A 24,276-nucleotide genomic window follows, 5' to 3' on the forward strand; every position below is an offset into this window, starting at 1 on the left:
TGTTCCTTATTTCAATTCTGCAGATACGATGCCGAAGCCCGCAATCCACTCACTAATGTCTTCGTAGCAATGTGTTGTCATGTCGTATTCGCCCACTTCATGTAGTGCAGCAAAAGCAGCCATCCAAGAACGAACTTCTTGACCGCCACGACCGCCTTCAACACGAATTTCAGCTTCAGTCATTGCTTCAATTGCAGCAAAGTCAGCTTTGGCAAAAGTTTCAAGCAATGTACGGTCCCATTCTGGGTTAAGTGGCACTGCGACAGAAGTATCACCAGCTGCAAGCTTTTGACCTACGGCAATAATTTTGCCTTGACGTGCATTACGTGCATCAATTGTTGGGTTACGACCTGCAATCAGGAATTCTTCCACTTCAGGAGGCACTGAACCCATTTGCGGTGTTGGTGGATCATGAGACAAACCACCTGTACCCAAAACAAGTACACGTTCATTCTCTAAGTTCAATGATTTAATGAACTGACCGACTGCACGACCCAAAGCGACTGTACGCTTGGTTGTTGGCATCGGTGCAGCTGCACCATTGATAAAAATTGGAATCGTTGGATAACGATCAAGCTTGCCACCACAAAGGAAATGTAATGGTTGAGTCACCCCATGATCCGCCTGCATACGATAAGAGTATGCAACATCAACACCTTCATCCAATACGCGACGAACCAGACTGATTGCTGTTTCTTCAGGCACATTGATGTGGTCATTGTCTTTACCATAATCCCAATCACCTGCTGCTTTGGCACGAATACCGACGCAGAAAGATGGCATGAGGTCATAGAAGAAACCATTGAAATGGTCTGGACCAAAAGTAATGATCAATGTTGGATTATAGTCTTCAACTTCTTTAGCAAGTTTGGCAAAAGTTTCGCGAACTTTTTCCTCTTTGTATTTCTCTTGCGGAGAAGCGAATTCCATTAGGGGACTGTGCGATGCACAAATAAGTTTAACGGCCATGGGTGACTCCTAAACGGAGGCAGCCAAGACGGCTGCCGAGTAAGTCCTTTACGTATTTGGCGAATTAAATCTCGTCAAAGAAGCCAGCACGTGGTTGACGTAAACCACGGATACCCAGACCACATTCAGCATTAATTAAAACACCAGTTAATGGGCGGTTGTTTTGACGAGAAGCCAATAACACGTATGAACCAGTCATATCTTCAGGTTCGGGTAAGAAATTGAGCGGCATGCCGCGTGCAATCTTCTCAGGATCACGTGCATCGAGTAGACCGAGGTTTTCTTGGCCTAAAGAAGCAGCACCTTTGATGTTTACATTCATACCCGACGGAGCAACAGCGTTCACTCGTACTTTAGGCGCAAGCTCATAGGCTAATTCTTTCATAATCCCAACGCCAGCATGCTTAGACGCTGTGTATACAGGGCCTCCGCCTGCCGAATACAGTGCTGAGTTAGACAAAGTAAATATGATAGAACCTTCCGAAGCTATCAATGCATCAAGTGCAGCTTTGGCACCTAAGATGAGAGATTTGGTGTTAATACCCATAATCTCATCAAAAGCTTTTTCCAGCTGTTCACCCGATGTATTGACGATATCTGCGTAATGATCCCAGATACCTGCGTTTCCGACGAAACAGTCAAGTTTGCCATAATGTTCTACAGTTGCTTGAACTGCACGAACATTATCCTCATAGCTGGCTACATCACCTGCGATCGCAAGCACGCGGTCACCAAAATGTTCTTTCAATGCATCAACTTTCGATTGAGAACGTTGAAGAACAGCAACTTTTGCACCTTCTTCTAAGAAACGTTCAACCAATGCCCAGCCTAAGCCTGAACCACCACCGGTAATAAGTGCAACTTCGCCTTGTAGCCAACCCATGATTACTCTCCTGCCATCTCTACGTATAAAGCACCATCTTCAACAATCACAGGGAATGTTTTGATAGGATCTGTTGCTGGTAAGCATAATGCTTGACCAGTTTTCAAACAGAATCGAGCCGAATGAAGTGGACATTCAACAGTGCCATCATCTTCAAGGTAACCTTCAGACATTGAAGCATTACCATGTGAACAACGGTCGTTCATCGCGAAAAATTCGCCATTGTTGTTGAATACTGCAAGCGCATCGATACCGTTAACGCCGCAATCTACTTTCAATGCTTCGCCTTCGTCTAATTCGTCAACTTGGCAAACAAAAATCTTATTCATTAGAAGAACACGCTCAGGTTATGTGAGTTGTAAGTCACCTGATCAAGGGTAATCTTACGGTTGAAGATTTCGAAACCTTGCTCAGTGTCGACTTTGCGGATCTTGTCGTGACGCTTACCACAGTAGATTGTTACATCTTTCTCTTTCTGGGTACGGTACAACAAGTACGTTACGTAAACGTCATATTCGCCTTCAACTTCAGTCGCTTCAACAATCACATTTGAAACCATGTGTGTTGTACGTGAAGGAGGTTCTTCAGCCCAAGCCATACCTGTCTCTAAACGAGCTACACGGCGTTCCAACAAATCTTTAGTATCGTTAAATACCCAAGTTGTTGGCGGCTCAATCGAACGACGACGGTCACGTGTTTGCGCGTTTGGTGTTGTGCGTAGCGTATAAGAAATATCTTCCGCTAATACAGCTAACCAATCGCGGAACTTCCAATCGTCAAGCAATTTTGCTTCACGATAAAGAAACTGACTAATTTGGTGATGGAGTTCTAAACTAATTTGACTCATTTCATAAGCTCCTTCTCATATTCGTCAGCCGCAGCTTCAACGTCTTCCCATTTTTCATGAATCAATAGGTCAGCCCAACGACGGTACATACCACGTGCAGCTGTTTCTGAGAAAATGTAGTTGGTGATACCAGGGATACCATCTTCACGTACTTTCTCGTTACCTTTACCCATTTCCATAATCAATTTGTTTTGACGGGCTTTATAGCCACGTAAAACTTTTTGAATTTCAATCCAGTTCTCAGAGTCATCTTGCTCAAGGAAACCAGCAGGACCGAATGCGCGAGTCGCAGAGCGCTCAAATGCTTCTTTCACTTCTTGAGATGCTTCTGCGTCTGCAATACAGAATGCCCATACTTCAGTTTTGTTTGGACCACGTGGGTGCCATACACGAAGCGTTGCAGTACCGTTCAACCAAGACAATGTTGGGAACATGGTGTTGTGACCAGCAAGACGTAATGCACGTACTTCGCCTAAACGCTCTTTAACTTCATCAAATGTTTCACGGAAGTAGTTTGCAACTTCACCATCTACCCAAACGTTTGCATCTGGTTTTTCTGTGAAGAAGAAGCCTGAACCGTGACCACGTGAACCGTATTGGATCGCGTCTTTCGCAGTTTCCCAAACTGGACGAGCTGTTTGTGCAGCACCTAATTTCTTAGATGATTCGTCATCTGGTTTTGCACCCAAAACTTGGATTGCAGATGCGTGAGAGAACAATGCGTGGTATTGGTCAGATGCGAACTGTTCAGCTGCAAATTTCCAGTTACACTCGATTTCCCACTTGTGTACACCACCGATAATTTCAGTACCACCTGGACGACGGTCAAGAACACCATCTAAGTACCAAGCGATATCGCCCATGTATTCTTCTAGGTCAGGTGTTGTTTCATCCCAACAAGCGAATACTAAGCCTTTGTATGATTTAACACGGTTAACTTCAACAAGACCCCATTTCTCTTTACAAGCACCGTGCGGGAACGCGCGGTCTTCAAGAGGGATATCTTTTAAAGAACCATCAATGCCATAAGACCAGCCGTGGTACGGGCAAGTAAATGCACGTGTATTACCACAGTCCGCGAAGCTCACACGCATAGAGCGGTGACGACATTGGTTTAAGAATGCTTTGATTGAGCCATCTTTTTGACGTGCAACGATGATTGGATCTTCACCCATGTAGGTATTGAAGAAATCACCAGCCTTAGGAATTTGGCTTTCATGGCATAGGAATAACCATGTACGACCGAACACACGTTCTAATTCAAGTTCGTAAATGTCTGGATCTGTATAGATAGATGGCGTGATACGTCCATTTTGTGCATCGACTAAAGCATCGATTTCGCGCACATCAATTTTTCCACTCATGAAAAGCTCTCCTGTGACCATAAGGCACAAAGTAATAGACTCAACTTTTCAACGATGATGGATTTTAGAGCGATTTTCGGGAAATATTTATTTTGTTTTAATTAAGAGATTTTATGGATTATTACGGTAGGATTTTTTTATAGACAAACCGTTTTCAGCTGACCAAGACCATTTATTTGCTGAATGGCAAAATAATCTACACGCAATAGTTGTTTATAGATTATACTGAATCAACTTAATAGTAAGACATTTTTTGGATTACTCTACGGGCTGAATTTTATGGAATTACGACACCTACGATACTTCATTACCGTTGCTGAAGAACTCAATTTCAGTAAAGCTGCGTTGAAACTTTATACCGCTCAACCCTCTTTAAGTCAGCAAATCAAAGACCTTGAGGAAGATGTCGGCGTTCGACTTTTACACCGTACTAAACGTAAAGTTGAACTCACAGAAGAAGGTGCCGTATTTCTTGAACAAGCACGTTTGACACTTGCTCAAGCAGACAAGGCTGTAGCCATGGCACGTCAGGTTTCGCAAGCCAAACAACAGATGTTGCGCATTGGTTTTGTGCCTGTAGCTGAGATGAAAATCTTTCCTTATGTACTGCCAAATCTGCGTGTACAAAACCCTGAATTAAAGATTGAATTATTGAGTTTAAACAACCTTGAGCAGATGAAACTGCTACAAAAAGGTGAATTAGACATCACTTTTACACGTAACAACTTCCACAATGATGAAGTGGAAAGCCAGTTTGTATTACGTGAACCTTTAATCTTTATTTTGCCAAAAGATCATCCTTTAGCGAAGTATGAACGTATCCCTGTAAAAGCCTTAAACGGGATCGATTTTATTATCCCTGCACGTGAGCAATCAGGCACATTGCACGAAGTAATTTTAGGCTTCGCTGCCGCACATGGTATTCAATTCAATATTGTTCAAAAAGCCGACAATATTTTGTTTAATATCAACTCAATTGGTATGGGTTTAGGCTGCACAATTCTACCTGGTTATATCGCACCATTGACCATGAATAACACGGTGATTCGCCCATTAGATGTCGAATTACCCTACCTCGATTTGTACGTAAGCTACCGTAAAAATTCGACTCCAGTCGCAGTAGATAAGTTCCTTGAGCTATTAACCAAAGTTTTTTACTTGGATATTAATCGCGAACAGCGTTAATTTTCATCAAATCAAAAAATGAAAAAACTGCACCATTATTTTTAAAATGAATAATGGTGCTTTTTTTTGTCCAATTTAGCCTTATTTTTAATCGTTCAAAGCTTTTAATTGACGCTTTTTATCTATCAGTGAAAGTGTGTTTATGGGAAATAACTTATAAATTTTAGTTTTGATATTTATAAACTTAGCTAAAAAATGCCGTTTTACAACTTAAGTCTAATAAGTAAAACCATATTCCCTACTATTTATATGGATTAATTTTCATACTTTTCTCAATACAAGAGACTCATTTTGACAGCTATTAATGAGAATAATACTCATTTAAAGCATTTCTGTCAAAAAATTTATATAAAAAAAGGATGGCAAAACCATCCTTTTTTTGAATTTCATGTCAGTGACAAGAAATTACACACCACGCGCTTTTAAATAATCTTTAATCACGGTGTTGAATTCTTCTGCTTTTTCAACTTGAGACCAGTGGCCACATTGGCTGAAAATATGCGCATCAGCATGAGGAACGGTATTCAAAATATCCCAAGTACGAGATACAGGAATCACCACGTCTTGTACACCGTGAATCAACAATACTGGCACAGTAATGTCTTTCATTTTTTCGAAATCTAATGGGAATTCGAAACGGTCACGGTCGCGTGCGCCAACAACATCCATCAAACGATTTGATGCATAGTCATTTGCAGCAGAAGCGAAACGTACTTTTACTAATTCATCAGTAATCAAGTCTTTGTTTACAACAAACATAGACAAAGTTTTCTTGATCCCTTCTTCAGTTAATACTGGGTTTGCATGTGCTTTAAGTGCTGCAGTTTGTTTCGCACCACCTGTACCCATAGAAACGATACCCAAAATACGCTCTGGATAGTCAAGCGCCATTTGGAATGCTAACCAACCACCAAGTGAGTTACCCACTAACCAAGTTTTTTCAATACCAAGTGCATCTAACGTACGCACGGCGTGATCAACCCAAGCTCGGATACCATACGCAGTATTCGGTGCAACAACAGTTTGACCATAACCAATCGTGTCGATTGCGATACAACGTGCTTGTTCACCAATTTGAGGTAGGTTCAACCACCAGTTAGCAGCAGCAGATACACCTGTACCTGAACCGTGTAAAAATAGAATTGGTGTACCCTCACCCACTTCGTGGTAATGAGTCAATTCGCCTTCAGCAGTTTCAATCCATTTATCTTCTAAACCAAAGAATGAATCAGTTGTATAGTCAGGAATCTGAACAGTGCTCATACATGCTCCTCGTATTGCGTAGAACTTGTGTTTCAAACCATAGCGGTTTTAAACCCAAGAGGGACTCTTTCGAATTTTGTGTTTTTACAGTCTCATATTACCTGTTCAATAGACTGTAACTGATACATATTTACGATCATAAACAACAAAATGACTATAATTTAAGTATTTGTTTTTAAAGAGTTAAATAATCATAATTCCCTTATGATTATTGTGGTATTTCGCTTTTGAATAGGCCTTTAAAAAAAAAGCGGGAAATGCCAATTTATCTTCCCGCTTTTTCATTGCTTTAATTAGAACTTATACGTATAGGTCGTTGCTACGCGGTACTCTTTCAGGTCTGATTTCCAGTCATAATTGGCGTCAATATACATTCCTTGAATGCCTAAACCTTTCAATTTACCCTCTGGTACGGTGTAATTTACGATCAAATTAAATTCATCCGACTTTTGATCTTTTAGCGCACCTTGCGCTGTTTTAACTTCAGCATCAGAACCAGTGAAGTAAACAGCCGTTGCATTTAGGCCTTTCGCACCCAACTCAGCAAAGTCATAACCATAGGTGAAGCCCCATGATTTTTCATTTACATTGGTGAATGTTGCTACACCCCAGTTCACCAAATAAGGCTGAGGCACCCATCCACCCAATGTCGGGAATGCTGTATCACCAAACATTTGTTGATAACCTAAACCGAAGGTATGTGAACCATAATTCACTTTTGCACCTACCGATAATGCTTGGTTATCCACTTCACCATATAATTTGTCACCCGAATCTGAGTTATCGAAGTAACGTACATGGCTATCAAGTTTGGCTTTTTCACCTAACTTGGTTTTATAGTTTGCACCAACATATTGCTGGGTATAAATATATTGTACATCGGCATACCAGTAGCTTGCACCAATCTCAGGTGTAAATTGGTGATCAATACCCGCAATGTACATACCATCCGCTTCCGCACCTGTATCATAATTTGCTGGTGGCGCAAATTTAGTTAACTCACGGAACTGATTGTCATAACGGTTATTAATGCCATCGATGTAAGCCAAGGTTAACTTAGTATCTTTTACATCTTTTGATTCCAACCATGCACCACTATAAGTCGTCAACAACTGACGTGATGGATCGAAAACTAAAACTGGAGAAACAGGTAATAATTCACCTACTTTCAATTCAGTTTGAGATACTTTGGCTTTTAATGTCGCACCAACCTTCCCAAAATTATCTTTTGATTCTTTGCCATCATGCGGCAAAATCCAGTCTGGATTTTTATCACGCGCATTCAATTTGAATGCATGTTGTACCAAAAGATCTGCACCTACTTGAATGCCAGCACCAATATCTTGGTAACCTGACTTCGCATCCAAAGTGATCCCTTGCGACCATGAACCCCAGTTCTCTGCAGGATTTTCTTTGATTTGGCGATCAAGATAGAAGTTTTTAAATTTTAATTGCACTTGGCTATCGTCAACAAAATCTGCATAAGTTGCAGAAGTTCCTAATGTTGCTGTCGCAGCAAGAATTGCTATCCATAAATTTTGACGACGCATGGCTTATTTCCCAGTAATCAAATTAAGCTATGGCACCATCATGCTAAACAATGCTCTTTTTAAAAATCCGACTACAGTATTAAGGTTTCAGCCAAAGCTCTATTCTTAGGACTGTTTTACTCAAAGTGACTATTTTTCTTTAGATATTTAAGCAATAAGTCATTTTCACTGTTTGTACCAAGCGATTTAATTAAATGCCTGTTTTATTAAATCAAAATTCTTTTTTTTATTTTTTATGCAATTACAAGTCAGTTATTAATTGCTTTTAAGTTTAATCAAAATGGTTATCTGAGATTCATCCTCATTTAAATTATAAGATAAAACAATCACATCATATATTTATTATATAAATATCAAATACTTAATATCTGGCTTAAATTTAATTTAATGCTGTTTTTCATAATTTTTTCAATATGTTATTGAAGCTTAGTGCTTAAAATGAAATGAACCGTGAGCGCATAGTGAACAGACCCAACTTCATACTGACAGTAATATTAAAATTCACCTACACATCATCCTCGATCGCAAATTTCAATGCGGTTGCTAAGAGCTATAAAAAAAGCGCCCTTTTGGGCGCTTTTTAAACAGATACTTAAATTAAGCATTTGCTTCTTTAGCTTTAGACATTGTCAACGCTAAATCTTCAATCATGTCTTCTTGACCACCAACTGTACCACGGCGACCAAGCTCCATGAGGATTTCACGCGCAGAAACGCCATATTTAGCTTCAGCACGTTTAGCAAACAATAGGAATGATGAGTAAACACCTGCATAACCTAAAGTTGCCGCATCACGGTCTGCACGAATTGGGTTGTGCATCATTGGAATCACAAGATCTTCAGCAACGTCTTGTACTTTGAACAAATCAACGCCAGTGTCCATACCCATACGGTTAGCAACTGCAATGAACAATTCAAGTGGCGTGTTACCTGCACCCGCACCAAGACCAGCAGATGCTAAATCGACACGTACTGCACCAGCTTGAACCGCAGCAACAGTGTTAGAAACACCCATACCTAAGTTGTGATGACCGTGGAAACCTAGCTCAATGCTTGAATCTAAATGCTGACGTAAGTGACCTACGCGATCAAGTACATCTTGGGGAAGCATGTAACCTGCAGAGTCAGTGACATAGATACAGTTTGCACCGTAAGACACCATCTTCTTCGCTTCTTCAAGCAATTTTTCAGGCGTTGCCATGTGAGCAAGCATCAAGAAGCCCACAGTATCCATCTCTAACTTGCGTGCAGCTGTGATGTGCTGTTCAGAACAGTCCGCTTCAGTACAGTGAGTTGCCACACGAATAGTAGAAACACCAATTTCATGTGCCATTTTTAAATGGTCAACCGTACCGATACCAGGTAGAAGTAATGCAGAAATTTTTGCATTTTTCATACGTGGCACAACAGCAGACAAGTATTCTTCGTCAGTTGCAGCAGCGAAACCGTAGTTTACAGATGAACCGCCAAGGCCGTCACCGTGAGTCACTTCAATTAAAGGTACGCCTGCATCATCAAGTGCTGTTGAAATGGCAATCATTTGCTCAACAGTGGTTTGATGGCGCTGTGGGTGCATACCATCACGTAAAGTCATATCATGAACAATAATCTTAGACATGAGGTTGCTCCTTAAGCTTCTTCTTTATTGAAAACGTGTTCTGCAAACATTTCTGCAGTACGTGCAGCTGCTGCTGTCATGATGTCGAGGTTACCTGCATATTTCGGTAGGAAATCGCCAAGACCTTCAACTTCTAAGTAAATAGAAACACGGTTGCCATCAAATACTGGACCATTTACAAGCTTGTAACCTGGTACGTATTTTTGAACGTCTTTGATCATTGCGTGAACTGACTCAATGATCGCTGCTTGATCTGGCTCACCTTCCACTAGACAGTGAACAGTGTCACGCATCATCAATGGTGGTTCAGCAGGGTTAATGATGATGATCGCTTTACCTGCTTTTGCTCCACCAACTTTCTCAATTGCACCCGCAGTTGTACGTGTGAATTCATCGATGTTTTTACGTGTACCTGGACCTACGGATTTAGTCGATACAGTTGCAATGATTTCACCGTATTCAACAGGTTGAACACGAGAAACTGCAGCAACCATAGGAATAGTCGCCTGACCACCACAAGTTACCATGTTTACGTTTGGCACTTCGCCAGCAGCAAGCAATGCTTCAAGGTTTACCGGTGGTACGCAGAAAGGACCAATTGCAGCAGGTGTTAAGTCAATCATTAACACGCCAAGTTCGTTTAACTTGCGGCTGTTTTCAGCATGTACATATGCAGACGTTGCATCGAATGCAATTTTAATGTCATCTTCAAGAACGTGAGGAAGAAGACCATCTACACCTTCAGCAGTGGTTTTCAAACCCATTTTCGCAGCACGTGCAAGACCTTCAGATGTTGGGTCAATACCAACCATCCAAACTGGCTCTAACCATTCGCTACGTTGTAATTTGTAAAGCAAATCAGTACCAATATTACCTGGTCCGATCATTGCACATTTAATCTTTTTCATGAATGTGTACTCTTAAATATTCCATTAAAACCAAGCTTATTTCGCTGCAAATGCTGCAGTTACTGAACCAAAGCCTTTAATTTCAACTTTGAATTCATCGCCAGGATTTGCCACAACCATTGGCCCTAGCGCACCTGTTAAAATGATGTCACCTGCAAGTAATGGACGACCACGACGTACCATTTCATCTGCAAGCCAAACCGCAGCATTCATTGGGTTTGCAAGACATGCTTTACCCACGCCTTGAGACACAACTTCTTCGCCACGTGTCATGATCATTTTGCAGTTCACAAGATCAAGGTTTTCAAGTTTTACAGGCTTTGAACCCAATACAAAACCTGCTGATGAAGCATTGTCAGCAACTGTATCAATCAAAGAGATTTTCCAGTTTTCAATACGGCTATCCACAACTTCAATGGCAGGCAACGCATATTCTGTTGCGCTGATAATGTCTGCATAAGTGTGTTTATCTTTGGTCAAGTCTTGGTTAATCACCAATGCAATTTCTGCTTCAACCTTCGGTTGAATAAGTAGACCTGCTGGGATTTCTTCACCATCGCCATAAGCCATGTCTGCGAACAACATACCGAAATCCGGTTGATCCACACCAAGCTGCGCTTGAACAACTTTAGACGTTAAACCAATTTTACGGCCCACTAAACGGCGACCTTCAGCAAGTGCACGTTTGGTATTTTCTTCCTGAACGGCATAAGCGATATCTACATCTGCACTTTCACCACCAAGTTGTGGGCGAATAGGTGCAATCGCAGCTTGAGATAATTCAGCGTTACGTAAAGCTTGCGCAACTGATTCAACAACAGCAGAATTCGACATCAATGTTTCCTTAAACTGCAAAAAATGGACTTATAGCGCTGTGACAGGAATTAGAAGTTGCCTCGGTTCAGCATCTGCAATCGGCTTTGCTGACCGTCCTTCACATAAAACGCATCTATCTTTAAACCACTTTAGAATCAAGATTTTCAGCTTTTCATGCCAATACTTATTTTATTTATGACTATAGTTAAATCCTATAATTTCAGTTGGTTTTATTGATTAAAAACAAAAACATAAAGTTATTTTTCTAAATATTAAACTACCCATAAAGCGCCGAAAAATTCATCTTCCTGTTAAAAAAACAGTCATCTACGACTAAAAGATTAGATTATTCGTTTATTTTTCACACAAACCCACATATAACTGTTGAAAACAAGATGTTTTTAAAAGCCCGATTTAAAGGATTTTAACGATGCTTCCTTTTTGTTACAGCGCGTCATCGCCAGTCTCAAACAAAAAAAGGAAAGCGAACTTTCCTTTTCACACTGAATTAAAGATCAACATATTTGTTTTATACAGCTTCACTCAAACTTACGTACTGCAATAACAACTGTTGCAACTCTGCAACATCATGCGCAATCGACAATGGCTGAAAACTTTTCAACGTTTCCACACTATGTACTCCGTAGGACACTCCAATACGCGGCATCGAAATATTACGCGCCATTTCCAAATCGTAGGATGTATCCCCCACCATAATAGCCTGCTCAGCAGCGATGCCTGTTTCTGCTAATATTTCCGCAAGCATCAGTGGATCTGGCTTAGATTTAGTCTCACTTGCAGCACGTGTAGTAACAAATAAATCACGACTATTGGTTTGCGCCAATACACGATCCAGTCCTTTGCGACTCTTGCCTGTGGCAACAGCCAATTGTGTACCTGCAGCTCTCAGTTCATTTAACATTTCAGCGACACCTGTAAACCACATATCGCCCTTAGAGTTCGCCACATAATGCTCAGAGTAGCTTTGCAAAATGTCGTGATGCAGCTCAGGCACAGTCGGAAATAATCGCTGTGCCACTTCAGGCAGACCTAAGCCAATAATGCTTTTCGCATCGGCATCTGTTAATGGTTGTTCAAAAGTTTGAGCTGCAAACTTTAAGCTCGAGACAATTTGACCAACTGAATCAAATAAAGTGCCATCCCAATCGAAAATGACCAGTTTTACAGGTGAGTTCATATAAGGTTCCTAATATTTGATTCAGCTATTAAAGCCCTCTCCTGAGCAAGATTTAAAGCAATGCTTTTAAATTGAAGCGCAAGTGAAGGTTTAGGAGAGGTCAATTCACAACATCTCCCCTAGCCCCTCTTTAATTAAAGATGAAAACTTTCATAAGCATCAACATACAAGATAGATTAAAACTTACTCATCATCTTCTATAGACTTCACTACCTTGTCTGCCTTTTGTGCACGTAGCTGAGCCACAATGCTTTGCATATCTTCAGGCAAAGGCGCTTCAATCGTTTGATAACCAGGGATTTCTAAGCGCATTGCATGTAGGCACAAACGACGTGGCTTCGGCCCACGATATTCAGTTTCATGGCCGTATTTTTCATCACCCACCAATGGATGACCAATACTTAAACCGTGCACACGAATCTGATGGGTACGACCTGAAAGTGGAGATGCATATACCAATGTGGCATGCATAAAGCGCTCTTTAACATTCCACTGGGTTTTTGAGTCTTTCCCTTCTTTAGACACACGTACACGACGCTCACCATTAGCAAGTTCATAACGATGCAAAGGTTGATCAATCAGTTGCTTATCCAAACTCACCACGCCTTTTACTACAGCCGCATAGGTTTTTTGGATTTTGTGTTCGCGTAGCATGTCTTGTAAGCTTTTTAACACACTGCGTTTTTTAGAAATCATCACCAGACCCGAAGTGTCGCGGTCAATACGATGAATCAGTTCAAGATACTTTTTACCTGTTGCCGCACGTAAGCCTTCAATCAGACCATAAGCCACACCGCTACCGCCATGTACAGCGATACCTGAAGGCTTGTTCACGACCATTAAGCCTTCATCTTCATACACCACACGACTAAGCAGGCTTTGCGCAACTTTGTCAGATACGGGTGCCGCCGTTTCATCTTTTTGCTCATAGCGTATTGGCGCAACACGAACTTGATCGCCAATATTTAATTTGGTTTCTGCTTTTACACGTTTCTTGTTTACACGTACTTGGCTTTCACGAATCAAGCGATAAATGCGACTTTTAGGCACACCTTTAAGACGACTAAACAGGAAATTATCAATACGTTGACCCGCCTGATGCTCGTCCACTTCAAACCAGGTGACGCTTTGCCATTCTTGCGTAGAATTCATACAGTTACTGTGACCTAAAAAAATACTAAAATTGAATAAAAAATGATCATTTAAGCTATACTTTTCGCAAGAAACATAAGCTTAGCCCATAGGCAGATGATGCAAGGTTTGATATAGTCAGCGCACGGAAACCACCGTAACTGAGTAAAAGTTGATTCATTTTCAGTATTCACTGCATTTGAACTTTCAACACATTACTCATTTTAGCTCGGAAAGGTCCCAAAAGAATTATGCCGACGCCGAAGGCTTATTATATCGGCAAAACAGCAAACTGTTGCGTTTAATTGTACCGTAGGTACATAAAACAGTTTGCCGCAAAAAAATATGCGCCAACCAAGGTTGGTTTTTAAACGTAAACTGATACACATCAGACCAGTCGCTCCCTGAAATATCTTCAGGCCACAACGTTTGATGCATTGGATCTGCACAGTTTGTAAAGGTACGACGATAATTCCGTATCAAGACGCTCTATCAGATATGAATGGATGCTCTTCGAGCAATGTGACAGTGAAAGTTACTCACATCCAATGCACCGTTTGTCCGCCAGTGAAAGAGTCAGGTGACTTTAATCGTTTAAAAGATTGAAGCCGTATTGCCATCATCAATACGTGAATCAAAAACCGTTGCCCACCAAAAGAAGGCCGGTAAAAATGCTCAGTACACACTTTTTGTGATCTGAGCACATTGATCCATGATGTGTGATGCTCGCTACGAATCAAGCGATGTTCTCCTGTGTATCACTATTAGGTGTTACACCCATGAAACGTATGTTGATTAATGCAACACATGCCGAAGAGATTCGCGTTGCACTTGTCACTGGTCAGCGTCTTTACGATTTTGACTTAGAGAATCGTACCCGTGAACAAAAAAAATCGAATATCTATAAAGGTCATGTGACCCGTGTAGAGCCCTCTTTAGAAGCTGTATTCGTTGAATATGGTGCAGGTCGTCAGGGCTTCCTGTCGATGCGCGAAATAGCTAATTCTTATTACAAAGCAGATCCTCGCCAAACTTCTAATATCCGCGAATTGATCACTGAAGGTACAGAACTTCTTGTTCAAGTGGAAAAAGAAGAACGTGGCAACAAAGGTGCTGCACTTTCAACATTTATTTCACTCGCTGGTCGTTATTTGGTATTAATGCCAAACAACCCGAAAGGTGGTGGTATTAGCCGTCAAATTTCTGGTTCAGTTCGTGAAGAATTAAAAGAAATGTTGGCATCACTCAATGTCCCTCGTGGCATGAGCGTGATCGTTCGTACTGCAGGTATTGGCCGTTCACAAGAAGAACTACAACTTGACCTACAGCATTTGCTAGACCTTTGGGCACAAATCCAAAGTACTTCAAACTCTGGCCCATCACCAATGTTGGTTCACCAAGAAGCAGGCGTGGTTACACGTGCTATTCGTGACTATTTACGTGATGACGTTGCTGAAATCTTAATTGACTCAGAACAAGCCTATAACGAGGCGTATAACTTCGTAAAAGCAGTTATGCCACGTCAACTCGACAAGCTTAAAACCTATACCTTGAATGAGCCTTTATTTGCACACTTTGCAATTGAAAGCCAAATTCAAACAGCTTATGAGCGTGAAGTGAAATTACCTTCAGGTGGTTCAATTGTGATTGACCAAACTGAAGCATTGGTTTCAATTGACATCAACTCAGCAAAATCAACTCGTGGTAGCGATGTAGAAGATACTGCACTCAATACCAACCTTGAAGCTGCTGAAGAAATTGCACGCCAATTACGCTTACGTGATATCGGTGGTTTAGTTGTGATCGATTTCATCGACATGACCAAAGACCGCAACCAACGTATGGTTGAAGCAAAACTTCGTGAAGCAACACAAAGCGACCGTGCCCGTATTCAATTCGGCCAATTGTCTCGCTTTGGTTTAATGGAAATGAGCCGTCAACGCTTACGCCCATCACTTGAAGAAGCCACTGGTTATGTTTGCCCTCGCTGTCATGGCACAGGTATGGTACGTGACCTACGCTCTCTATCACTTTCAATCATGCGCAAAGTGGAAGAAATTGCACTACGTGAACGTCATGGTGAAGTTCAAGTACAAGTTCCTGTTGAAATCGCTGCATTCTTATTGAATGAAAAGCGTCACAGCCTTGTTTATTTAGAGCAAACTTCAAATGTACGTGTGACTGTGCTTCCTCACCCACACTTAGAAACACCACATTACGAAATTTCGTATAATCCTGAAGGCTTTGCACCAACCAGCTATGAACGTACTGAAGCTACACGTTCAAGTGAAAAAGAGTTGGGCTACGAAGCATCTGAATGGCACTTAGGTGAAGAACAGACTGCTGCGCAACAACAAGCACCTGCACCACAACAAGAAAAAGGCCATAAGAAGAACAAGCATCAACAACAAAATGTAGCTCAGCAAGCGCCTGCTCAAGTCGCAGCTCCTGCACCTACAGCATCAACCAGCCCATGCGCTTGGCTTGAAAACTTGTTTGTTCAAAAACAAGCAGCGACCGTTGATCAATCTCGCACTGCAAACAATGCAGCCGCAGCGATTGAGCAAATGGTAAACAACGGTGCATCTAGCCGTGGTCAATTCGGCCAGATTAATGCTGCTGCATCTGTAGCAACTGCCGATAGTAATGCTTATCTTGCACCTTCATCTGTTGTACATAAACAAGAACGTGACAGCTTAGAAAAAGCTGAACGTGAAGAAAAACGTCACAACAAGAAGCGTCCAAACAAGCACAAAGAAGCACGTGAACAAGATGTTCAATCACATCAAGTTCATGAAGAAGTGTTACAACCTTCACGTCAAGATCGCCATGAACAGCGCCAAGAGCAACGTTCAGACAACCGTCAAGATCGTCATGAATCACGTCAAGACAACCGTCAAGAACAACGTTCTGAGCGTCATGACAATCGCCAAGAGCAACGCAATGAATCGCGCCAAGACAACAACCGTCAAGAGCAACGTTCAGAGCGTCAAGACAACAACCGTCAAGACCAACGTGAAAATCGTCGCAATTCTCGCCGTCAGCACAACAACGAAAACACACAGCAAGATGTTCAAAACAATGAACAAACGCAGTCTGTTCCACGTCGTGACCGCAACAACCAGCAACGCCCGAACCGCCCAAATCGCCAACGCGATCAAAGCGTGTTAAATGAACAAGCGATTGCACAGGAAGTTGCTGCTGAACAGCAAACTGCTCCGACACAGCACAACCGCCAGCCGAAAGTTGAGTTAGTGAATGCACCTCAACAAGACGTTATGGCAACTGCTTTGGTGGTCAATGTAGATCAAGCACAAAGTGAGATCGTTGCATTAAATCCAGCGCCTGTTGAACAGGCTCAACAGCCAACTCCTGCTCCTGTCGTAGAAGCTGCTGCTGTTGTTGAACAACCTGTTGTTGCTGTGGAAGCTGAGAAATCAGAGCCACAACACAAGGCAAACGAGAAAAAACCAAGTCGTGCCAGCAATGACCCACGTCAACGCCGCCGCGAACAACGTGCAGCACGTGCTCAACAGGCACAGGCTCCAAAAATTGCGCCATCGCAAATCCCTGAACTTGCTCAATACAATGTGGGCAGCTTGATTCGCCATGTATATGGAGAAGATTGTTCAGTATTGATCGAGCAATTTGGACTACTTCCAACCTTCAACCGCGCGTTACAAAAATTTGCAGATGAATATGCTGCAAATCAAGCAACTCAGACTGAAGTAGCTGTAGAGAAAAAGCCTGTTACCCGTGATGTGCAAGTAGCAAAAGCAGCACCGCAAGCCGAACCTGCGCCTATGTTGGATTTAACTCCGCCAAAGCCAGCGTCTGACAATCGCGTTGCAAATGACCCACGTGAACGTCGTCGTTTAGCAAAACTTGCAGCTGAACAAGCGAAGCAAGATCATGTGAAGGCGGTTGAAGCTGCTGCACCTGCTGAAACAACAACTGAAGTAACACCTTCGGAAGTGGTTGAAGCACCAGTAGTGACTGAAGCGACTACAGCTGTTACAGAAAATGTAACACCAGCTGAAGTAGCAACAGAAGCGCCAAGTGAACCAGTTCAAGCTGAACTTGAAGTTGAAGCGCCGGTTGCAGAAGCACCGACGCCAAAAGCAAAAAAAGCTGAAGAACCGGCTCAAGTTATTGAAACTGAAAAGAAAGCCGATAGCTCAACTGAAGACAATGCAAACGAAGAAGGTGAAAAACCAGCTCGCCCGCGTCGTCCTCGTGGTCGCCCACCTAAGAAAGCGAACACCGCAGCTGAGTAATAATTTGCTTTTTTGCAGGTGATTAAAAAAATCCAGTCATTTCGGTGACTGGTTTTTTTTTGATACTTTTGTCAAATTAGGTTGATTGCACTAGATCGAAACGATTAAAAGACAATTGTAGAAATTGCTGCAAAATTATTGCAAAGAAATAAACCGTATCGGATTACGAAAAATAAATAGGATTCACATGAGCCAAACTACACAACACGACCTTATTGGGATTGCTGACGTCGCAGCAAAAATCCCCGCGTTTATTAGCAAAGTACCCAACTTGTTGAGTGGTCTTAAGCAAGCCTATTTACGTACCCCAAACACCCCTGCTGGCTTAGGCATCGCCTTTGAAAAAGCGGTAAAACGCAATCCCGAAGGTTTTGCACTGTATTTTGAAGATCAAAAATATACATATAACGAGCTCAATGAATGGGCCAACCAAATCGGTCATTACTACTTATCCCTTGGTGCAAAAAAAGGTGATGTGATTGCGGTAATGATTGAAAACCGCTCTGAACTCGTGGCAACTATTGTCGGCCTCGCAAAAATTGGTGTGACGAGTGCTTTAGTCAATACAGCTCAAGTCGGTAAAGTCCTTACACACAGCATTAACTTGGTGAAGCCCATTGCGGTAATTGTTGGTGAAGAATGCCGTCAAGCTGTTCAAGATGTCCGTGACGATTTAACCGTTGCAGCAGATCGCCTCCATTGGTTTGCCGACCAAGCCACACGTATTGATGCAGGTAAAGCGCCTAAAGGCTTTATTAACCTTGCAGAAACAATTGATCAATTTCCAAAATTTAACACTCCAACCACTGCCAGCGTGAAAGGTAAAGATGGTTTGTTCTACATCTATACTTCGGGCACCACAGGTTTACCTAAAGCCGTTATCTTCACCAATAGCCGCTGGACTTTGGCGTATGGTACTTATGGCCACGTCCTAAATCTCAATAAAGATGATGTGATGTACGTAACGTTGCCGCTTTATCATGCAACAGGTACGGTGGTGTGCTGGTGTGGTGTCATTGCAGGTAGTGCTACCCTTGCGCTACGTCGTAAATTTTCAACATCATCGTTTTGGAAAGATGTACAGAAATTTGATGCTTCAGCTATTGGTTATGTCGGTGAACTCTGCCGCTACCTGATGGACGCGCCTGTTTCGGAGCTTGAAAAAGGCCATCGTGTGAAAAAAATGATTGGTAACGGTATGCGACCAAACATTTGGGACAAATTCAAAGAACGCTTTGGCGTAGAAGAAGTACTTGAACTCTATGCATCAAGTGAAGGCAATGTTGGTTTTAGTAACGTATTTAACTTTGACAATACTGTCGGCTTTTCGCCTACCCCGTATGCCATTATTCAATTTGACAAAGAAAAAAATGAAGCTGTACGTGATGCCAAAGGCTGGTGCAAAAAAGTCAAAAAAGGTGAAGTGGGCTTATTGGTCGGGAAAATCACGCGTCGCTCTCCATTCGATGGCTATACTGATGCCGAAAAGAATAAGTCTGTGGTGATGAAAGACGTATTTAAACACGGTGACTCATTCTTCAACACAGGTGATTTGGTACGAGACATCGGCTTTAGACATGCTCAATTTGTCGACCGTTTAGGCGATACTTTCCGCTGGAAAGGCGAAAATGTATCTACCACTGAAGTGGAAAATATGGTCAGTGAATATGAAAAAATTGCTGAAGCAGTCGTGTATGGCGTTGAAATCCCTGACACCAATGGCCGCGCAGGTATGGCAGCGATTACCCTCACCGATGCAGCTGAATTAAACGAACAAGATTGTAGCGCCATGGTTAACTTGTTTAAGAAATCACTCCCAGCATATGCTGTTCCAGTATTTTTACGTATTCAAAAGCAAGTAGAAACCACGGGGACTTTCAAATATCAAAAAAATAAGCTGAAAGAACAGGCATTTGATCCTAAGCAAACTGATGATCGTTTATTGGTATTGCTGCCAAACGCAACGGCTTACTGTGATTTAACTCCTGAAATTTATGCCAATATTCAGGCATATAAATACCGTTTTTAAGCAAATAGCGCTCATTTTAGCGACAGATATCCGCTAAAATGAGCTACTTTGTTGTATTTATAATCAAACAAAAGCAAGTTTATGAATTTTTACTTGCGCTTGAAGCAGATCTTGCTACAATACGCACCATCAAGCGAAATGGGTCGTTAGCTCAGTTGGTAGAGCAGTAGACTTTTAATCTATTGGTCCCGCGTTCGAGTCGCGGACGACCCACCATTTCCTTCGATACCACAAGATGGGTCGTTAGCTCAGTTGGTAGAGCAGTAGACTTTTAATCTATTGGTCCCGCGTTCGAGTCGCGGACGACCCACCATCTTTTTAAAACATCAGTTTTAGAATACAATCTTGTAGATACCCCCTAAGGGTCGTTAGCTCAGTTGGTAGAGCAGTAGACTTTTAATCTATTGGTCCCGCGTTCGAGTCGCGGACGACCCACCATTCTTTCTTAGGGCTTCTTTCTTCCGGCATGCGAAGAATATGAAACCTGCAAGTTCCGACCAAGACAAACCATCTCCCTCCGGTTTTGATTCGCCATTCTCGTTATTTGCTATATCGATGTTGCGAAGTATCATTCTTGTCTGACTAGATTAAGTATTTGACTTAAAAATATTAGATGACAAATATTCTCTAGTATTCAAAACGACACGCTTCGCTTATCTTGCAAAAATTTTAAAATCTTATTTTAAAATTTTCTCAGGGTTGTTAGCTCAGTTGGTAGAGCAGTAGACTCTTAATCTATTGGTCGTGGGTTCGAACCCCACACAACCCACCAATTATTTAAGCTTCAAAAAAAATGGCATTCAATGCTTTGAACGCCGCTCTCATTTACATCAATATTTTTTAAACTCAAATTAAGTTCATTATTATTGATCTTTGACCAATTCGTATGCTTGTTGCGGCTCAGGATAACCTTGCGAAAAGAGTTCTTGATTTCGGTCTTCTTGTTCAATCCCCTTACGAATTTTATCTAAATCCATCACAATTCTGTTTTCATCAATGACTTTATAATAAAAATTTACACCTTCTTTACGATGGACTACCAGTTCTTGATGTGCTTGATCGACGGTCCAAGTGTCCTTCCGATAATTGACATTATTTCCTGGCTGTGGCGCTTTATCAGCAAAGACTTTACCAAATTGAATAATACTGCGGTGTACTGTTCCATCAGGTAATAAATTTAGAATGAAATCTGCATTGCCTTCCTTACAAGGAATAAAATGATCATCACATTTTACATTGGCATGAAAACGCCCAATAAATACTTTGGCATGCTCAGGTACAGGTGCAGGATCTAAACCACTATCATGCGGTATTGTTGCTTGACCGGCAATTTCAGTCAGTTTTTTGCCATGATCAGACTGTGCCTCTGCATGGGCTGGCTGTATTTCTTCAGTTGGTTGATTATTCGTTGAATTTTTTTCGGCATTTTCAGGCGTATTTGAAGAACTACACGCCACACCAAATCCACTGCATAAAGCAATTACAGCATATAAAGAAAAAGATACTGATCTGGGCTGAGTGGCCATTTTTTTCATCATTAGTCAGAACCAATTTCAATCTTTGGAATGAATTAAATTAATACTTGATCAATATTGTAACGATTTCTCTACAACTGTACACATATATTTTAATAAATGTTAGCTATATCTCATTGTTATCATTGATCTTTAAGTAAGATCACTCTTGTTTGGCTCATTCTAAAGGCAAACTTATCAAGGACTGGCAAAAGATTACATAACTTTACTTTTTTTCGAATCATGGCCCTTTAAATCGTTAACTGCATCACCATCTATATTGTATGGATCAATTGATGATTCATTTTCGATTTCAAAGGAGAACTGAATGGCCAATGTTGGTTTATATCGCTCAAACCGCTCTAACATGATTGCTGGTGTGATGGGAGGTATTGCTGAACGTTTTGGTTGGAACGCTAATTTACTGCGTATTATCTTTATATTTGTTTCGTGTTTAAGTGCTGCTTTCCCAGGTATTTTGGTGTATTTGGTACTTTGGTTAGTGATGCCTAAATCACAAGACAATCTATACTCGACCAATCGCTATTCAGACTCTATGCGTACTGTGAATGATGACAGACGTTAATATCCCTTGACCTCAGTTTGGTCGCTACGGTCTCTTCCCCAAGTTTCCGTAGCTTTTTTTTGTCCAAAATTTAGCATTAAAATATTTAAATTCAGTGAATCTACGGCTAATGATTATATTGCTGTAGTGCGTTCAATTGTTGAGACAAGGCGGCAATCATGTCGGCGCGGCTAATCATTCCCACCAACCGTTTTTGCTCAACAACTGGAATATAATTAAAAGATCTTTCCACAAAATATGGCACCAAGTCTTCAATCGGCTGATCCGGCTGAACGGTAACCACTTTAGGATTCATAATTTGATACACATGATTTTCCCAACTTGCTTTTGGATCTGCCGCACGTTTAAACCATTCCACTACATCGTATAAAGCTAAATTGCCTACCAATCGATCTAAATCACTAACCACAGGCAAACTCATTAAATTCACTTGTTTAAATTTATCTAGTGCAGATTGAATATCATCTTCCGCACGTAAATAAATCACCTGCTGGCTCATAATATCTCGACAACTAAATTGGCTCGTACCACGACGACTGGCTAATTGCTGTGCTTCTAAAATAATTTTTTGTAAGTCATATTCACTAATATCAAGCAACTGACTTTGCTGTTCTAAGACTTGCTGAATATCCGCTGGCTGAATCGACACTTTTTGTGTCGGTGTTGGATCTGTCGTCCGAGTATTGACTTGTGCTTTTTGTGGATACTGCTTGCCTAGTAATCGGTTATAAATAATTGCAACCACCATCAACAATACTGAATTTAAAAGCACTGGATAGAATAAGAAGGCATAGCCTAAATCATGAACAGCCTCACCACCCAAAACGGCTGTAATCGCCACTGCCCCACTTGGTGGATGCAAAGAATCTGTGGTCATCATTAAAACAATGGCTAAAGCAACCGCAATACTAAAAGCTTCGGTTAAATTGGGTATAAACATGGCGCAGGTCACGCCAATTAACGCCGCAAGCGTATTACCCACCACCATATTCCATGGCTGTGCTAATGGACTAGCAGGTACAGCAAAGAGCAACACAGATGAAGCACCCATCGGGGCGATATACCATGCATTTAAGTCACCTAGCGCTAACCAACTAATAAAAGAAGATAAACCTAAACCCAATAAAGCCCCCACCCCACAAAGTATGCGGTCTTTTAAAGGCAGAACTTTAAAGTTGGGTTTAAGCGTATTGAGCCAAGCTGATTTTGCGTGAAACACGAGATACCTTGTTTGTTATTTTGCGAGATGTTGCAATTATAAAGGCATGCAAACAATAAGATGTATTCAACTTACATCTTTATCTTATAAATTTTACTTTTGATCCTTTTCAATTTAAATACACCGCTTACTTGCGTAGTTTTAACACAAGAAATGAGCCTAAAAGGCTCATCATGTTTTACTGATACTTAAAATAAAAAATCTATCAGCGCTCACATCTGTACTCGCTAAAATAAAAGAGTCTTTAGGCGGTCAGCTTATTCATCTTTATCAATCAAATCTTCACTACCGTAAATAATTTTCTGAACTGTTTCATCATACACAATAGGAAACCATTCATAATAAGCCGAAGGGATTCGTTCAACTCGAATACGTCCAATCACATAATTATGCCCACCCAATAAATCAACTGTGAATCGAGCTGGACGAGCGATAATTAGCTGTGAATTATGATCAATGACGAGCTCAGTTTTCCCCTGTTCTACAGCGGTGGTAAACCGACCGTGGATAGGTGAGTCAAAAGCCATTCCTCGTGTGACTTTTCGAGTCCCCTGCTGACCATTGACCTCAAGCAAAAGACCTTCGCTCATTTGATACTTTGAACTGACAACTAACTGCTGCTTAATCACCTTCTTACATTCCACATTGCAAGAATTAGTAATGGTCGCAATTTTTGAAGTGTGAAGTGATGAATCTGAATACAAAGCTACAGGCGTCGTACTACAGGCAGATAGCACCATACTTATCACAATAAAAAACTTCTTAAACATTGTTATCGCTCATCATTAAATTTATTCATCCACTTTATGCCACAAGTAACTACGTTTTTATTATGTACAATTGGAAAATATAAAATTCTGCGCATCATTAAAACATCAAAGCTTGGTTCAAGAGCGATTAACCCTTTGCCACACACCCCC

General features: G+C 41.3%; 19 protein-coding genes and 4 tRNA genes. 8 read left to right on the forward strand and 15 right to left on the reverse strand.

Annotation, left to right across the window (positions count from 1 at the left end):
* Window positions 1-6: 6 nt before the first annotated feature.
* The 5 genes from A9J31_RS08175 to hcaE form a co-directional block, all read right to left on the reverse strand.
* The gene (locus tag A9J31_RS08175; protein WP_067763927.1) at window positions 7-969 is read right to left on the reverse strand and encodes a 3-carboxyethylcatechol 2,3-dioxygenase; all 963 of its coding nucleotides are present in this window, start codon (window positions 967-969) and stop codon (window positions 7-9) included.
* 64 nt (window positions 970-1,033) lie between these two features.
* Window positions 1,034-1,852 carry a 3-phenylpropionate-dihydrodiol/cinnamic acid-dihydrodiol dehydrogenase gene (gene hcaB / locus A9J31_RS08180; protein ID WP_067763930.1) on the reverse strand — a complete coding sequence of 273 codons (819 nt, stop codon included), beginning with the start codon at window positions 1,850-1,852 and terminating at the stop codon, window positions 1,034-1,036.
* Window positions 1,853-1,854: 2 nt separating this feature from the next.
* Complete coding sequence (gene hcaC / locus A9J31_RS08185; RefSeq protein WP_067763933.1) at window positions 1,855-2,181, reverse strand: 3-phenylpropionate/cinnamic acid dioxygenase ferredoxin subunit; 327 nt, start codon at window positions 2,179-2,181, stop codon at window positions 1,855-1,857.
* Complete coding sequence (gene hcaF / locus A9J31_RS08190; protein WP_067763936.1) at window positions 2,181-2,699, reverse strand: 3-phenylpropionate/cinnamic acid dioxygenase subunit beta; 519 nt, start codon at window positions 2,697-2,699, stop codon at window positions 2,181-2,183. Before hcaF ends, hcaC begins: the two co-directional genes overlap by 1 nt.
* On the reverse strand, window positions 2,696-4,063 hold the full coding sequence (gene hcaE / locus A9J31_RS08195; RefSeq protein WP_067763943.1) for a 3-phenylpropionate/cinnamic acid dioxygenase subunit alpha: 1,368 nt from the start codon (window positions 4,061-4,063) through the stop codon (window positions 2,696-2,698). The genes hcaF and hcaE overlap by 4 nt, the downstream gene beginning before the upstream one ends.
* A 279-nt stretch (window positions 4,064-4,342) precedes the next feature.
* Between hcaE and hcaR the strand changes: the two genes are divergently transcribed.
* Window positions 4,343-5,248: a DNA-binding transcriptional regulator HcaR gene (gene hcaR, locus A9J31_RS08200; protein WP_067763946.1), complete on the forward strand. Its 906-nt coding sequence runs from the start codon at window positions 4,343-4,345 to the stop codon at window positions 5,246-5,248.
* 405 nt (window positions 5,249-5,653) lie between these two features.
* Here hcaR and A9J31_RS08205 read toward each other — a convergent pair whose 3' ends face one another.
* From A9J31_RS08205 to A9J31_RS08235, 7 genes are all read right to left on the reverse strand, one after another.
* Window positions 5,654-6,511 carry an alpha/beta fold hydrolase gene (locus tag A9J31_RS08205; protein ID WP_067763949.1) on the reverse strand — a complete coding sequence of 286 codons (858 nt, stop codon included), beginning with the start codon at window positions 6,509-6,511 and terminating at the stop codon, window positions 5,654-5,656.
* A 293-nt stretch (window positions 6,512-6,804) separates the two neighbouring features.
* A complete protein-coding gene (locus A9J31_RS08210) occupies window positions 6,805-8,061 on the reverse strand; it encodes an OprD family outer membrane porin (protein WP_067763952.1) in 1,257 nt (418 codons plus the stop codon).
* A gap of 597 nt (window positions 8,062-8,658) precedes the next feature.
* The gene (dmpG, locus tag A9J31_RS08215) at window positions 8,659-9,678 is read right to left on the reverse strand and encodes a 4-hydroxy-2-oxovalerate aldolase (RefSeq protein ID WP_067763955.1); all 1,020 of its coding nucleotides are present in this window, start codon (window positions 9,676-9,678) and stop codon (window positions 8,659-8,661) included.
* Window positions 9,679-9,689: 11 nt separating this feature from the next.
* Entirely contained in the window at window positions 9,690-10,586 is an 897-nt protein-coding gene (locus tag A9J31_RS08220) for an acetaldehyde dehydrogenase (acetylating) (RefSeq protein ID WP_067763958.1), read from the reverse strand.
* A gap of 36 nt (window positions 10,587-10,622) precedes the next feature.
* On the reverse strand, window positions 10,623-11,420 hold the full coding sequence (locus tag A9J31_RS08225; protein WP_067763961.1) for a 2-keto-4-pentenoate hydratase: 798 nt from the start codon (window positions 11,418-11,420) through the stop codon (window positions 10,623-10,625).
* Window positions 11,421-11,931: 511 nt separating this feature from the next.
* On the reverse strand, window positions 11,932-12,600 hold the full coding sequence (locus A9J31_RS08230) for an HAD-IA family hydrolase (RefSeq protein ID WP_067763964.1): 669 nt from the start codon (window positions 12,598-12,600) through the stop codon (window positions 11,932-11,934).
* 183 nt (window positions 12,601-12,783) lie between these two features.
* Complete coding sequence (locus A9J31_RS08235) at window positions 12,784-13,752, reverse strand: RluA family pseudouridine synthase (RefSeq protein WP_067763966.1); 969 nt, start codon at window positions 13,750-13,752, stop codon at window positions 12,784-12,786.
* 758 nt (window positions 13,753-14,510) lie between these two features.
* Here A9J31_RS08235 and A9J31_RS08240 point away from each other — a divergent pair.
* The 6 genes from A9J31_RS08240 (at window position 14,511) to A9J31_RS08265 (ending at window position 20,809) form a co-directional block, all read left to right on the forward strand.
* Window positions 14,511-18,008, forward strand: a complete 3,498-nt coding sequence (locus A9J31_RS08240; protein ID WP_067763968.1) for an Rne/Rng family ribonuclease — start codon at window positions 14,511-14,513, stop codon at window positions 18,006-18,008.
* Window positions 18,009-18,195: 187 nt separating this feature from the next.
* Window positions 18,196-20,037 carry a long-chain-acyl-CoA synthetase gene (locus A9J31_RS08245; protein WP_067763971.1) on the forward strand — a complete coding sequence of 614 codons (1,842 nt, stop codon included), beginning with the start codon at window positions 18,196-18,198 and terminating at the stop codon, window positions 20,035-20,037.
* A gap of 140 nt (window positions 20,038-20,177) precedes the next feature.
* Window positions 20,178-20,253: transfer RNA gene (locus tag A9J31_RS08250), tRNA-Lys, on the forward strand.
* 21 nt (window positions 20,254-20,274) lie between these two features.
* Window positions 20,275-20,350: transfer RNA gene (locus A9J31_RS08255), tRNA-Lys, on the forward strand.
* A 49-nt stretch (window positions 20,351-20,399) separates the two neighbouring features.
* Window positions 20,400-20,475, forward strand: a tRNA-Lys gene (locus A9J31_RS08260).
* Window positions 20,476-20,733: 258 nt separating this feature from the next.
* Window positions 20,734-20,809, forward strand: a tRNA-Lys gene (locus A9J31_RS08265).
* A 91-nt stretch (window positions 20,810-20,900) separates the two neighbouring features.
* On the opposite strand, the gene A9J31_RS08270 is transcribed toward A9J31_RS08265, so the two are convergent.
* The gene (locus tag A9J31_RS08270; protein ID WP_150922992.1) at window positions 20,901-21,575 is read right to left on the reverse strand and encodes a hypothetical protein; all 675 of its coding nucleotides are present in this window, start codon (window positions 21,573-21,575) and stop codon (window positions 20,901-20,903) included.
* Between the two features lie 304 nt (window positions 21,576-21,879).
* Here A9J31_RS08270 and A9J31_RS08275 point away from each other — a divergent pair, with 304 nt between their 5' ends.
* Window positions 21,880-22,137 carry a PspC domain-containing protein gene (locus A9J31_RS08275; RefSeq protein ID WP_067763974.1) on the forward strand — a complete coding sequence of 86 codons (258 nt, stop codon included), beginning with the start codon at window positions 21,880-21,882 and terminating at the stop codon, window positions 22,135-22,137.
* A gap of 106 nt (window positions 22,138-22,243) precedes the next feature.
* On the opposite strand, the gene A9J31_RS08280 is transcribed toward A9J31_RS08275, so the two are convergent.
* The gene (locus A9J31_RS08280) at window positions 22,244-23,356 is read right to left on the reverse strand and encodes an HPP family protein (RefSeq protein ID WP_067763977.1); all 1,113 of its coding nucleotides are present in this window, start codon (window positions 23,354-23,356) and stop codon (window positions 22,244-22,246) included.
* A gap of 257 nt (window positions 23,357-23,613) precedes the next feature.
* Window positions 23,614-24,126: a hypothetical protein gene (locus A9J31_RS08285; protein ID WP_067763980.1), complete on the reverse strand. Its 513-nt coding sequence runs from the start codon at window positions 24,124-24,126 to the stop codon at window positions 23,614-23,616.
* Between the last annotated feature and the right edge of the window lie 150 nt (window positions 24,127-24,276).

Source organism: Acinetobacter gandensis, assembly GCF_001678755.1.
Lineage (GTDB): Bacteria > Pseudomonadota > Gammaproteobacteria > Pseudomonadales > Moraxellaceae > Acinetobacter > Acinetobacter gandensis.

Excerpts from the sequence above, each read along its gene's own strand:
- A9J31_RS08175 (WP_067763927.1), bottom strand. The coding sequence starts at position 969 with ATGGCCGTTAAACTTATTTGTGCATCGCACAGTCCCCTAATGGAATTC.
- hcaB (WP_067763930.1), bottom strand. The coding sequence starts at position 1,852 with ATGGGTTGGCTACAAGGCGAAGTTGCACTTATTACCGGTGGTGGTTCA.
- hcaC (WP_067763933.1), bottom strand. The coding sequence starts at position 2,181 with ATGAATAAGATTTTTGTTTGCCAAGTTGACGAATTAGACGAAGGCGAA.
- hcaF (WP_067763936.1), bottom strand. The coding sequence starts at position 2,699 with ATGAGTCAAATTAGTTTAGAACTCCATCACCAAATTAGTCAGTTTCTT.
- hcaE (WP_067763943.1), bottom strand. The coding sequence starts at position 4,063 with ATGAGTGGAAAAATTGATGTGCGCGAAATCGATGCTTTAGTCGATGCA.
- hcaR (WP_067763946.1), top strand. The coding sequence starts at position 4,343 with ATGGAATTACGACACCTACGATACTTCATTACCGTTGCTGAAGAACTC.
- A9J31_RS08205 (WP_067763949.1), bottom strand. The coding sequence starts at position 6,511 with ATGAGCACTGTTCAGATTCCTGACTATACAACTGATTCATTCTTTGGT.
- A9J31_RS08210 (WP_067763952.1), bottom strand. The coding sequence starts at position 8,061 with ATGCGTCGTCAAAATTTATGGATAGCAATTCTTGCTGCGACAGCAACA.
- dmpG (WP_067763955.1), bottom strand. The coding sequence starts at position 9,678 with ATGTCTAAGATTATTGTTCATGATATGACTTTACGTGATGGTATGCAC.
- A9J31_RS08220 (WP_067763958.1), bottom strand. The coding sequence starts at position 10,586 with ATGAAAAAGATTAAATGTGCAATGATCGGACCAGGTAATATTGGTACT.
- A9J31_RS08225 (WP_067763961.1), bottom strand. The coding sequence starts at position 11,420 with ATGTCGAATTCTGCTGTTGTTGAATCAGTTGCGCAAGCTTTACGTAAC.
- A9J31_RS08230 (WP_067763964.1), bottom strand. The coding sequence starts at position 12,600 with ATGAACTCACCTGTAAAACTGGTCATTTTCGATTGGGATGGCACTTTA.
- A9J31_RS08235 (WP_067763966.1), bottom strand. The coding sequence starts at position 13,752 with ATGAATTCTACGCAAGAATGGCAAAGCGTCACCTGGTTTGAAGTGGAC.
- A9J31_RS08240 (WP_067763968.1), top strand. The coding sequence starts at position 14,511 with ATGAAACGTATGTTGATTAATGCAACACATGCCGAAGAGATTCGCGTT.
- A9J31_RS08245 (WP_067763971.1), top strand. The coding sequence starts at position 18,196 with ATGAGCCAAACTACACAACACGACCTTATTGGGATTGCTGACGTCGCA.
- A9J31_RS08270 (WP_150922992.1), bottom strand. The coding sequence starts at position 21,575 with ATGATGAAAAAAATGGCCACTCAGCCCAGATCAGTATCTTTTTCTTTA.
- A9J31_RS08275 (WP_067763974.1), top strand. The coding sequence starts at position 21,880 with ATGGCCAATGTTGGTTTATATCGCTCAAACCGCTCTAACATGATTGCT.
- A9J31_RS08285 (WP_067763980.1), bottom strand. The coding sequence starts at position 24,126 with ATGTTTAAGAAGTTTTTTATTGTGATAAGTATGGTGCTATCTGCCTGT.